This window comes from Veillonella parvula (genome assembly GCF_018366295.1).
GTDB classification, from domain to species: domain Bacteria; phylum Bacillota; class Negativicutes; order Veillonellales; family Veillonellaceae; genus Veillonella; species Veillonella parvula_P.
Genome location: NZ_JAGZIJ010000001.1, coordinates 350,860 through 363,399, shown reverse-complemented (window position 1 = coordinate 363,399; position 12,540 = coordinate 350,860). Strand labels below are relative to the sequence as shown.

At 38.1% G+C, this 12,540-nt stretch carries 14 protein-coding genes; all 14 read left to right on the top strand.

Annotation, left to right across the window (positions count from 1 at the left end):
• The first annotated feature begins 2 nt into the window (after positions 1 to 2).
• A complete protein-coding gene (locus KHY58_RS01760; protein ID WP_004697191.1) occupies positions 3 to 359 on the top strand; it encodes a hypothetical protein in 357 nt (118 codons plus the stop codon).
• Complete coding sequence (locus KHY58_RS01755) at positions 356 to 1,000, top strand: hypothetical protein (RefSeq protein WP_278471674.1); 645 nt, start codon at positions 356 to 358, stop codon at positions 998 to 1,000. The genes KHY58_RS01760 and KHY58_RS01755 overlap by 4 nt, the downstream gene beginning before the upstream one ends.
• A complete protein-coding gene (locus tag KHY58_RS01750) occupies positions 981 to 1,388 on the top strand; it encodes a hypothetical protein (protein ID WP_021148255.1) in 408 nt (135 codons plus the stop codon). The genes KHY58_RS01755 and KHY58_RS01750 overlap by 20 nt, the downstream gene beginning before the upstream one ends.
• A gap of 9 nt (positions 1,389 to 1,397) precedes the next feature.
• Positions 1,398 to 2,252, top strand: a complete 855-nt coding sequence (locus KHY58_RS01745; RefSeq protein ID WP_278471671.1) for a hypothetical protein — start codon at positions 1,398 to 1,400, stop codon at positions 2,250 to 2,252.
• A 169-nt stretch (positions 2,253 to 2,421) separates the two neighbouring features.
• Complete coding sequence (locus KHY58_RS01740) at positions 2,422 to 2,832, top strand: fimbrial assembly protein (RefSeq protein ID WP_227065274.1); 411 nt, start codon at positions 2,422 to 2,424, stop codon at positions 2,830 to 2,832.
• Positions 2,822 to 3,229 (top strand): hypothetical protein, encoded by a 408-nt coding sequence (locus tag KHY58_RS01735; RefSeq protein ID WP_042986426.1) that lies wholly within the window; start codon positions 2,822 to 2,824, stop codon positions 3,227 to 3,229. Before KHY58_RS01740 ends, KHY58_RS01735 begins: the two co-directional genes overlap by 11 nt.
• Positions 3,230 to 3,348: 119 nt before the next feature.
• Positions 3,349 to 4,191: a shikimate kinase gene (locus tag KHY58_RS01730; protein WP_004696128.1), complete on the top strand. Its 843-nt coding sequence runs from the start codon at positions 3,349 to 3,351 to the stop codon at positions 4,189 to 4,191.
• On the top strand, positions 4,163 to 5,077 hold the full coding sequence (locus tag KHY58_RS01725) for an ATP-dependent 6-phosphofructokinase (RefSeq protein WP_278471923.1): 915 nt from the start codon (positions 4,163 to 4,165) through the stop codon (positions 5,075 to 5,077). The genes KHY58_RS01730 and KHY58_RS01725 overlap by 29 nt, the downstream gene beginning before the upstream one ends.
• Positions 5,078 to 5,236: 159 nt before the next feature.
• On the top strand, positions 5,237 to 6,319 hold the full coding sequence (locus tag KHY58_RS01720) for an efflux RND transporter periplasmic adaptor subunit (protein ID WP_004696124.1): 1,083 nt from the start codon (positions 5,237 to 5,239) through the stop codon (positions 6,317 to 6,319).
• Positions 6,320 to 6,331: 12 nt separating this feature from the next.
• Positions 6,332 to 7,054, top strand: coding sequence for an ABC transporter ATP-binding protein (locus KHY58_RS01715; RefSeq protein ID WP_278471667.1), 723 nt, complete (start codon positions 6,332 to 6,334; stop codon positions 7,052 to 7,054).
• Entirely contained in the window at positions 7,047 to 8,258 is a 1,212-nt protein-coding gene (locus KHY58_RS01710) for an ABC transporter permease (protein ID WP_021148250.1), read from the top strand. The genes KHY58_RS01715 and KHY58_RS01710 overlap by 8 nt, the downstream gene beginning before the upstream one ends.
• 225 nt (positions 8,259 to 8,483) lie before the next feature.
• Complete coding sequence (locus KHY58_RS01705; RefSeq protein ID WP_004696117.1) at positions 8,484 to 8,948, top strand: PaaI family thioesterase; 465 nt, start codon at positions 8,484 to 8,486, stop codon at positions 8,946 to 8,948.
• A 36-nt stretch (positions 8,949 to 8,984) separates the two neighbouring features.
• A complete protein-coding gene (gene pheS / locus KHY58_RS01700) occupies positions 8,985 to 10,007 on the top strand; it encodes a phenylalanine--tRNA ligase subunit alpha (protein WP_008601159.1) in 1,023 nt (340 codons plus the stop codon).
• A 9-nt stretch (positions 10,008 to 10,016) separates the two neighbouring features.
• On the top strand, positions 10,017 to 12,461 hold the full coding sequence (gene pheT / locus KHY58_RS01695) for a phenylalanine--tRNA ligase subunit beta (protein ID WP_278471664.1): 2,445 nt from the start codon (positions 10,017 to 10,019) through the stop codon (positions 12,459 to 12,461).
• Positions 12,462 to 12,540: the final 79 nt, after the last annotated feature.

The window sequence follows — 12,540 nt, the reverse complement described above, 5'->3', positions numbered from 1 at the left end:
TTATGTATGGTGACGCTTTAATATCAGCCGCTATAATCATGTTCATTTTACCGATTATATTATCTATATTTTGGATGGCTACTCTTACGGTATATAAGGCGTATTATTGGGATCATATATTGCAAGATACCATAACGTATTTAGAAGTGGCTAAAGCTTCTTATTATAAGAATGGAAGAATAGAAACTGGTGTATATAATTCTCAATTTACAATGAGTCCCAGTGAAAAAATTACCTATAAAACACATATAAAGCCTGTAGTGATAGAAGGTGTATCTTTACAACGATTAACAGTAGATGCCATCGACAATCAATCTGTTGTCTATTCTCTATCAGTTGATTTGGAGGGGATACATTGAAGGGCGAGGATATAGAAACGGTAATTGGGAAGAATAAAGAATACAAGCAGAATCCCATAACAGATAGAAATAAAAATAGAAATGATATGGGTTTTATTTTGTATTCTACGCTTATTAGTATGATGATTTCTATCATAGTCCTTACCTTATTGTTAGGTATCCTATTCTATGCAGTTATGTGGGATGCTAAATTACTTGATAGTGTAGCTATGATGGAGGATGGTCGATATACACGGCGTATGGTTGTGGCTCATATGATATGGAATCCTGTGAAGGTTACTGTAGAAGATCGTAATACAAGTTTATATATTCACGATACAAAGCGCACAACCTTAACTGTACAACGTCATGCATTATACAGAAAATTAACGGATGGTAGCTTGCAACCTGTCAGTGGTAGTCGAATTGTAGGAACTACAGATAAAAGAAATGTGGGCTATACCCAAGAATACCCTTTTAGTGTAGATACTAATGGGACCGTGTATTTACGTTGGTATATTAATAATCGTTTTGTTAATGATAGAAAATACACAAGTGGTTATGGAGGATTATCCATATATGAGGTCTCTGTTGGACAAAGTGCTATTTATGATTGGTATACAAGTAAAGAGGAGACAGATTATGAACGTAGGAGCCCATAACGCGGGCTTTATCACTTATATAGCGATACTTACAATGTCCTTTTTATTATTATTAGCTTTTATGGGGCTGCGGATAGGACAAATATGTGAAAGTAATGTGGTAGACGAATTGCATTTGGAAGAGGCTCATTACGCGGCACAGAAAGGTGTTCATTGGTTTGTGGGCTATTGTAAATTAGGAAATGTATGGGACTTTCAAAATAAATTAGTTGTGATAGATGATGAAAATGTAGAGATTACTATTGAAGCAGACCAATCAACAGATAATCCGCGACATATTATGAGTTATGGAAAATTGAAAAATAGTGAAATCGTGAGTCGTGTACATATGTATGTGACCGTAGATAAAGAAAAACATATGCATGTTATAAAGGTAAAACCTTATTGAGGTGATTCTATGAAACGAAAAAAGAGAATACATTCTGGAGTATGTATAACTGATGAACATATTGTATGTGTTACCGCTCATATAGAAAATAAAACAATGGTCATTACTGATGCGTTAGAAATGAAGCGTACAGGACCTATTGATGAAGACGTTACAAAATTTATAGAAACGTATAATTTAGATGAAGGGGCTTATAGTATTGTTGCTAATATTGATACACAAATGCATGTAGCACCTTATGATCCTCATGATTTTGATATGAAGGAGTTTATAAAGTGGAATATAGAGGACTACTTTAGTTTTGAGGGGGATAGTTTCCAAATGGATGCTTGTCGCCGGGAATATCCACGACACAATTATCATATGTTTATGGTGGCTGTAGATCGGCATTCACTAGAGCTTTTGAAGCAAGGTATACGAGATACTTATGCACCCGTTGATGTTATTGATTTTTGGCCTATTCCTATTTGTTATTGCTTGATGCGGCGCAGCGGTACTGTAACAGGTGTTGTGGAAGAAGGCGCCATGCATTTATGGCTTTGGTGGAATGATATATGCATTCAAGAGTGTATTGTACCTATTACTAGTAGCGATGTAGCTGAAGCTATGGATAAGTTAGAAGTGAGATTACAAGACTTTGGTATAGATGAGATACAGGGAATTCGGATGTATGGGTTAGAATCTATAACAAATGAAGAACGGACAGATATGGAAGGTATAATTTCCATGTATGGAGAAACTGAATATATTCCATTATTATTTTTAGGTCGTGGTCGTAATCGTTGCAAGCAAGGACAATTAGATTGGGACATGGCTATCGGTATGGCAGCAAGGGGGCTTAAATGGATTGGATTGGGCTGGTAAGGACAGATGTATTAATTTAATGCCTCGCTCGTTACGATGGCATAGTTTATGGCATACCTATCGATACCTTCTTTATGGGATAAGTCTTATATACATTATAGTAGGGCTTGTTACTATATATAGTTGTTGGTCAAGCTATCGTAGCTATGAAAATCGAAAGATAGACTTTGTGCGATTGCAAGCAAATGCTCAGTATCAAGAAATACATCAACAATATGGTGAATTAATGGAAATAAGAAATAAAATAATAAAGAATAAAATCCTTAAGAATCAAACAGATATATTACCCAATACAATGGTCCTTTATATTCTTGATGCCGCTATGTCAGAACATATTAGTCTACAGCATCTTAGCATTAAGGATGGGCGTATCAGTATAGATGGTATAGGTACGAGTGACGAAATGTGTCGTAAATTTATTGCTATTCTCCAACAAAAATTACTAGGGATGGAGTGTCATGGAACAGTTAAAGCAGATAAAGGTGTTTATACATTCCATATGGACGGATCTAAAAGAGAGCACAACGTATCAGGTCGAGAGAATATTAACGGGCCTAGTGTTGTGGGGGATGCTCATTAGCCTTTCTATGTATGGGCATATTTATTTTGAAGACAAAAATAATAGCTTAAAAAATCAACAAGATAATTATAATATACAAATGAATGCTGAGTCAGATTATATAGTGTCTAATGAAGCAAAACTATTAGAATCTTTTACACGGAACAAGACATCTAATACGAGTTCTAATACAAATATTTTTGATTCCTTGCAAGGAGAACCATTAATGATTGTCAGTACTGATGAGCATGAAGGTATACTAGAATTAACAGTATTAGGTAGTACAGAGCGTATGATTAACTGGATAAATACTGTTGAAGAAAAGGATCCTTCACGCCGTATAGAAATAGAAGATATAGAACGTAAAGGTAATGTAGTTTATGTGCATTGTGCAATTAAATCGATTATAAAACCTTAATGAAAATCGGGTGTACTGTATAGAGACAGATTATAGATTTTATGTCTATAGTCTGTCTTTGTTTTTGGACCATTTTATAGTACAATGAAGGATATGTAATGATAAGGGGCACATAATAGATGATAATAAAACGGAATATTATGCTCATCGGTTCTATGGGAAGTGGCAAAAGTCACTTTGGACGGAACCTTGCAGAACGCAAGGGTTGGCAATTTGTAGATACCGATCGCGTATTAGAAAGTCGTTTTGGGTTGCCCATTGCTGAGATTTTTAAAAAGATAGGAGAAAAAGCATTCCGCCGCGCCGAAATGGATGTACTAAAAAAGGTTTGCTTATACCATGAAGCAGTGATTTCTGTGGGTGGGAATTTTCCTATTGAACATCGCACCTTAAAGGTATTAAAAAAATATTCCTATATTATTGGTATCCGAGCTGCACAATTCCGTATTGTCAGTCGTGTGAATCGCCGTGTTGGGAAACGGCCTACCATGGACTATAGTAATGTGAATGCCTTTGTACATGCTATGATACAATCGTGGAAGCCCGTGTATAAGCAGTGCGATTTTGTACTAGATACAACAAATGGCCGGACCTATGATTTTATACAGCGTATTGAGGATGAATTAGATGCCTCAGATGTGCAATTTAAAGCAAGACGTCAACCCAATGATATAAACGATGTAGATGCTAAAGAAGCATCTGAAGATATACAATTTAATAATCAACAAAGTAGGAAAAAAGAGATTTCTGAAGCAGTATCAAAAAGAGCAATGTCTAATAAAATTCGTTATGATAAACGGTATAAACAAAAGACTTCTAATCAAACGAATAAAAAAGGTAAGGCACATAGTATATCCAAACAACGTACACCACAAGGGGGTAATGGATATGAGAAGAATCGCAATACTAACAAGCGGCGGAGACGCACCTGGAATGAATGCCGCCATAAGAGCGCTAACTAGAAAAGCTATACATGAAGGTTTTGAAATATTTGGTATTGAACGTGGCTATTTAGGTATCATTGAGGAAAAGATATTTCCCTTATCGAATCGAGACGTTGGTGGCATCATAACACAAGGTGGTACGATGCTGAAAACGGCACGCTTTCCAGAATTTCAGAATGAAGAAATTCAACGCAAAGCTTATGATATTTTGAAAACTTATGACATTGACCATTTGGTTGTTATCGGTGGTGATGGCTCCATGCGTGGTGCTACAAGTTTATCTAAACTTGGTATGTCTACTATGACCATTCCATGTACGATAGATAATGACATGGGTGGTACACAATATACGATAGGCTATGATACGGCTCTTAATACGGTAGTTGATGCGGTTGGGCGTATTCGTGATACATCAAACTCCCATGAACGTGTAGCTATTGTGGAGGTTATGGGGCGCAAAGCTGGACATATTGCATTAAAGGCAGGCCTAGCTTGTGGGGCAGAAATAGTTTTGGTTCCTGAAAATCCCATGCCTTTACATGCGGTTTGTCGTCATTTAAAGGAAACACAAATTCGGGGTAAAGAATATAGTGTTATCCTCGTTGCAGAAGGTGCCTATAACAGCGGTGAGGTGAAAGCTTTTATCAAGGAGCATACAGAATTTGATCCTAGCCTAACTGTGTTAGGCTACTTACAACGTGGCGGTGGTCCATCGGCATTTGATGCTATTTTAGCGGCTCGCATGAGTGAAGTCTGTATTAATTTATTGATGAGTGGTGTCGCTAACCGATTAGTAGGTTATATAGATGGTCATATCCGTGCACTATCTTATGAAGAGGCAGAATGTCTTGAATTTCCAATCGATGAGAAGGATTATAGATTATTGTCAATATTGAGTAGTTAATGGCCCGTAAGGGCCATTTTTTATATATCATAATTTATTCATTAATGAAATTATATTGCGTAAAAGCAATTGGTGCTGTATAATTTAAAAATACTATATGTGTTGATATAGAATAAATGTCTTTTTAATATATCTTCATCTTAAAAAAAGGAGATCATAATGAAAGAGTTCTTACAAAAGCATCGTAAACGTATAGTAACAGGTGCTGTTGTTCTTTGTGTTCTTGGTGGCGGCACATATTACTACATGGATAGTCTAAATGCAAATCAAGCACAAACGTTATATACTACTGGCAAGGTTGAAAAGGGTGATGTAAAAACTAGTATCAGTGCCACAGGTACTATTAACCCTGTAAATTATGTAGATGTTTCTACAAATGTTGCTGGTAAACTTGAAAAAGTTTTAGTTAAAGAGAATGATCAAGTTACGGCCGGTCAAGTTATCGCTTATATTGATACACGTCAATTACAAGCATCTGTTGATGATGCTCGTGCAGCGTTAGCCAAAGCAGAACTTGATATGAATCGTTATAAATCCTTGGCGGCTCAAGATGCTATTGCACAACAAACATATGATGATTCTGTAACATCTTATGAACGTGCTAAATCTACTTATGAACGTGCTGCCGCAGATTTAAGTGATGCTACTATTACAGCTCCAATGTCTGGGACTGTTGTTGGTACACCGCTAAAAGCCGGTCAAACTATTAGTACTGGTATTTCCACACAAATGATCATTGCTACCATTGCAGATTTAAAAAATTTAGAGATTTATCTTACTGTAGACGAAACCGATATTGGCAATATCAAACAAGGTGCAAAGGTAGAGTTTACTGTAGATTCTAAGCCAGGTGAAACTTTCACCGGTTACGTTTCTGAAATTGCAAAAGGTACAAAAGGTAATATGGGAACAACAAGTAGTAGCGTTGTGTACTATACTGTTAAGGTTCAAATTCCTGAAAATATTGCAGGTAATTTCTTACCAACTATGACGGCTCGTGCCACAATCTTTGGTGAAGATATTAAAAATACATTGGTAGTTCCTCTTACTGCTGTACGTACGGACAAACAAGGTGAGTATGTATATGTTATAAAAGATGGTCAACCAGTACGAACCGCTGTCTCTACAGGTGTAACTGGGGATACTAATGTTCAAATCTTAAAAGGTTTATCTGAAGGTGATGAAATTATCGTAAGCGGTGATGTGAATGCACCAAAAAATAATGTAGCTGGACCATTCTAAGGGTAGGTGCTTATGAACCAAACAGTAATTGACATACAAGGAATTACAAAAACCTATGTGAATGGCAAATTATCAGTACCTGTTCTACATGGCATTGATTTAGTTGTCAATAAGGGTGAATTTGTATCCATTATGGGACCATCTGGCTCAGGTAAATCAACCTTTATGAATATTCTTGGATGTTTGGACCGACCTACAACTGGTTCTTATCGACTCAATGGAAACGAGGTTGCTACCTTATCTGATGATGAGCTTGCGTATGTGCGTAATAAACAGATCGGTTTTGTATTTCAAAGCTTTAATTTGTTGACAAAATTGACAGCCCTAGAAAATGTAGCGCTTCCTATGATTTATGCCGGTGTAAATAAAAAGATGCGCATTGAACGGGCCACTCAATTATTACAGTCTGTCGGCTTGGGCGAGCGTATGGACCATTTGCCATCCGAGTTGTCTGGTGGGCAACGTCAACGTGTGGCGATTGCTCGTGCATTGGCAAATAATCCTGCTATTATCATGGCTGATGAACCGACAGGGAATCTTGACTCTAAGTCAACCATCGATGTTATGAACATCTTTCGAGGCCTTCATAATGAAGGCCGTACGATTCTTCTAGTTACACATGAACCGGATATTGCTACGTACGCGAGTCGTAATGTAGTCTTGAAAGATGGGATAATCGTAGAGGATTCGATCAATTCTAATATGACTCCTATAAAGGAGGTGCCTAATGTATAAAGAAAGTTTTCTAATGGCATGGGCTTCCTTGATTGCTAATAAATTGCGCTCCCTCTTGACCATGTTAGGTATCATTATCGGTGTAGCAGCTGTTATTGCCTTGGTATCTATCGGTAATGGGGTGAAGCAAGATATTGAGAATTCTATTTCTAGCTTAGGCTCTAACTTGTTGGTAGTTCTGCCAGGGGCGCCGCGGACGCCAGGTGCTAGATCTTCGCAGGGGTCCATGAAATCGTTGAAAATATCTGACTATGAAGCTATTGCTAAGTTAGAAGGTGTAAAAGCCGCCAGTCCTATGACAAATGGCTCTTATGTGGTGATTTATCAAAATAAAAACTGGACTACATCTGTTGCGGGGGTTAATTCTAACTTTCAGGACGTAAATAATTGGACTATGACATCTGGTCGATTTTTCTCCGATAAAAATGTTCAGAACCGAGAACGTGTAGCGGTTGTGGGACAAACGGTAGTAAAAAATTTGTTTGCTGATGAAGATCCTGTAGGCAAGGAAATCCGTGTTAAAAATATTCCATTCCGTGTCATTGGTGTTCTCAAAAGTAAAGGGAACGGAACCATGGGTAATGACCAAGACGATACGGTGTTAATTCCATATACAACATCAATGGAGCGCGTAGAGGGCATTGACTATCTTCGCAGGGTGTATGTTGTGGCTAAGGATGATGGGGGCATTGACCGTTTGCAGGCAGATATAGAGAATTTGTTGCGTGTTCGTCATAATATAAAAGATACAAATTTGGATGATTTTAATATTCAAAATATGAAATCTATTATGGAAACAGTGGCTCAGACGACGGGAACATTTACGTTATTCCTAGGGGCTGTAGCTGCGATTTCACTCGTTGTAGGTGGTATTGGTATTATGAACATCATGCTTGTATCTGTAACGGAACGGACTCGAGAAATTGGCGTGCGTAAAGCTTTGGGGGCTACGTATAGCGTAATTGTTACACAATTCTTAATAGAAGCTGTTGTAATAAGTTTGATGGGGGGCTTTATTGGTATTGCTTTCGGTATAGGAGCCTCAAAAGTAATCGGAATGGTATCTGGAATGAGTACAATTGTATCTGTTCCAACAATCATAATGTCCTTTGCCTTTTCCATGGCTATTGGTTTGATTTTTGGTATATACCCAGCCCGTAAAGCGGCTAAGCTCAATCCAATCGATGCATTGCATTATGAATAGTTTTGAATTTATAAATGTGTTTTCTTAAGAACATACCATATAATTAGATAGAGTTATTCGCATATGGTGCGTTGCATGATACAATATGTATGATGTAACGCACCATTTTTATATGTTTGTATTGAATTTTGACATATAACTATAAAGATTTTCATACAGGTAATGTAATAGACTTAGTATTTAGATTAGTTAATCTATGGGTATGTATATAGAATGGAGAACCTTATGGCTACAACATTGTTAGAATATTTCAACGAATTACGAGATCAAAACCCATTTTCTTGGGTGAAAGATTCTGAGATTACAGCAGTGGAACCAGGTCATGCGGAAATGACATTGCAAACAAATGAAACAGATTACTGCAATTTTAGAGGGGATTTGCATGGTGCCGTATGTATTGGCTTAGCAGATAGTGTGATGGGGACTGCTTGTTTTACATTGGGAAAATCTGTTAGCACCATTGATCTTAATGGTAACTATGTGAAAGCTGTTAAAGGCGGTGCTGTATTGCGTGGTGTAGCCAATGTAGAGCACAATGGTAAAACTACTATGGTTGCTACCGCTCGTATTTATAATGAATTAGGTGAACTTGTTCACTTGGCACGGGGTACATTTTTTGTACTAGAAGAGAAGCCATTACCTGATTTACCATGGCGTTTTATTGAAGAAGACAACCCTGATTTGGTATAATATAAGTTAGACTTTTACAAATAGGAGGATGCTTGAATGGAACAAGAATTACAACGTATTAAGGCAGAAGCCCTTGATGCCATCAAAGACGCTGCTGATCAACAAGCGTTGCAAGATATACGTGTTAAATATTTAGGTAAAAAAGGCGAGGTAACGGCTTTACTAAAAGGTCTTGGTAAATTATCTCCAGAAGAACGTCCGAAGGCTGGCGCCCTCGTTAATGCTGTTCGTGAAGCGTTAGAGGCTGAAATTGATACAGTTAAAGCTCGTATGGAAACTGCAGAGTTAAATGCTCGTTTAGAAAAAGAGCGCATAGATATTACATTGCCTGGCCGTGCACAAAAAGCTGGTCATATCCATCCATTAACAAAGGTTAATGAAATGATTGAAGACTTCTTCATGAAAATGGGGTATACCGTTGAAGAAGGTCCAGAAGTAGAGCAAGATTACTATAACTTTGAATGCTTAAACTTGCCTAAAGATCATCCTGCACGTGATATGCAAGATTCCTTCTATATTACAGAAAACTTCTTATTGCGCACGCATACATCTCCAGTACAAGCTCGTACAATGCAACGTCATGAACCTAATAGCCCAATCCGTATGATTGCGCCTGGTAAGGTTTACCGTTGGGACTATGATGCGACTCATTCCCCTGTATTCCATCAAGTGGAAGGCCTCATCATCGATGAGCATATTACATTTGCTGACTTAAAAGGCACATTAGAGTCCTTCTTACGTCACATGTATGGTGATGACACAAAGGTACGTTTCCGTACAAGCTTCTTCCCATTCACAGAACCATCTGCAGAGGTAGATATTTCTTGTGTAATGTGTGGTGGTGAAGGTTGCCGCGTATGTTCTCATACAGGCTGGCTTGAAATTTTGGGCTGCGGTATGGTTCATCCCGATGTATTGCGTATTAATGGGTACGATCCTGAAAAGGTTAAAGGCTTCGCCTTTGGCATGGGTGTAGAACGTATTGCTATGCTTTTATATGGCATTAACGATTTACGTCTATTCTTTGAAGATGATGTACGATTCTTGGAACAATTTTAGGAGGAACTCATGAAAGCAAGTTTACAGTGGATGAACGAATACGTGCCTGTGGATATGAATCGTCCTGCTCAAGAATTGGCCGATGAATTAACACAAGCTGGTATTCCTGTAGAAGATGTCATTGCTATGGATAATGGCATTAAGAAAATTTATACTGGTAAAATCGTGGAGATTACAAAACATCCAGATGCAGATAAATTACAAGTATGCCAAGTTGAATGCCTTACAGAAGAAGGCGAACCTGTTACAAAACAAATCGTAACGGCTGCTACTAATGTTGCAGTAGGTCAAATCGTGCCTGTAGCGTATCATAAATCTCGCTTAGCAGATGGTACAGAAATTAAAAAAGGTAAATTGCGTGGCGTTGTTTCTGAAGGCATGTTCTGTTCCGTTGCAGAATTTGGTATCTCTAGCGACTTAGTATTGCCAGAAGAAGCTCAAGGAATTTACATTTTCCCTGAAGGAACACCAATTGGTCTTGATGTAAAAGACGTTTTGGGTTTAAATGATACAGTATATGAATTTGAACTCACCGCTAACAGAGCTGATTGCTTCTCCATGGTTGGTTTGTCCCGTGAATTTGGAGTCATGACAAATCAAAAAGCTTTATTCCCTGTTATTATGGTTAACGAGAATGGCGAATCCATTGAAGGCAAAGCATCTGTATCTATCGAAGCTGATGATCTTTGTACGCGTTTTACAGCTCGTGTAGTAACTGATGTTAAGGTTGAGCCATCCCCATTGTGGATGCAAAACCGTTTACGTAATAGCGGCATTCGTCCTATTAATAATGTAGTAGACGTAACAAATTATGTTATGTTAGAACTTGGTCAACCTATGCATGCCTATGATTATGATCATGTAAAAGGTCATAAATTAGTGGCGAGACGTGCTAAAAATGGTGAAGTGCTTGTTACACTTGATGGTTCTGAACGCGAATTGAATGACTCCATGCTTATCATTGCTGATGCTGAACGTCCAGTAGGTGTAGCAGGTATCATGGGTGGCTTTGATAGTGAAGTGACAAACGAAACGACCACAGTTATGTTTGAAGCTGCTGTATTTAATGGTCCATCTATTCGACGCACTGCTAAAGCTCTTGGCATGCGCTCTGAAGCATCTGGCCGTTTTGAACGTGGTGTAAATCATAAATACACCGCCTATGCTATCGACAGAGCGGCGCAATTATTGCAACAAATTTGCCCTACTTGTAAAGTTGATGTAGGCGTTATCGATGTATATAAAAATCCTGTAGAACAACATACAGTTACTTTCACAGCAGCACAAATCAATGATTACTTGGGTACAAACATTGAAAAAGACGAAATGGTTCGTATTTTGACAGCCCTTGAGTTCGTTGTAACCGAAGACGGCGACAAGTTGTCTGCCCTTGTTCCAACATGGCGCGGTGATGTAACAGTGATGCCTGATATCGCTGAAGAAATAGCTCGTATTTACAATTACGATAATATTACTCCGACAATTCCTGTAGCCGTATTGTCCTCTGGTGGTATGACACCTAAGAAAGCTCTTATTAAAGAGGTTATACATGCTTTGGCTAAATTGGGTATGACTCAAATCATTACGTTTAGCTTCATGCATAAAGATGGCCTTACTAATATGATGCTTTCTGAAGGGGATAGCCGTTATACAGCCATTCCAATCTTGAACCCTATTTCCGAAGAATTCCCTTATATGCGTACTACATTGGTGCCGGCTGTTATCGAAGCAGCAAAACGCAATATTGCACAACAAAATAAGGATCTTTGGTTATTTGAAACGGCTAATGTGTATGAACCAAAAGATTTACCTTTAACAGAAGTACCTCATGAACGCCCTATGGCTTGTGGTATTTTGATGGGGAAAGCAAACCAAGCTGGTTGGAATCAAGCAGAACGCACTACAGATTTCTATGATGTAAAAGGTATTGTAGATGCGTTGTTAGCTGAACTAGGCGTTACAAGCTATGAAATTAATCGTGGCACTGAGCCATACTTTCACCCAGGTGTGAGTGCTCAATACGTAGTTGATGGTAAAATGATTGCTCAATATGGTGAATTACATCCACAAGTGAGCAAAAACTTTGACTTACCTGGCAAAGTATATATGTTTGAAATTGATTTAGAAGCAGTGTTATCCTTAACGATTCCACCGTTCCGTTATACATCCTTCAGTAAATTCCCAGGCACTAGCCGTGACCTTGCCATCGTTGCACCTGTGTCCGTATCTAGTAGTAAAATTTTATCCATCATTAAAGAACATGGTGGAGAATATTTAGAAAGTGCGTCTATCTTTGATGTTTATGAAGGTGAACATATCGAAGCAGGTTACCGCAGTCTCGCATACAACTTACAATTCCGCTCTATGGAAGGTACGTTGAATGATGAGGATATTGACGGTAATATTCAAGCTATTATCGATGCATTAGCAGAAATTAACTGCAGATTACGTTAATTTTAAGCAGTATATTGAAAGGGTTTACCGTATGGTAAACCCTTTTAGTACTATAGTTATGCCTTTAGTTAGGTAGAAA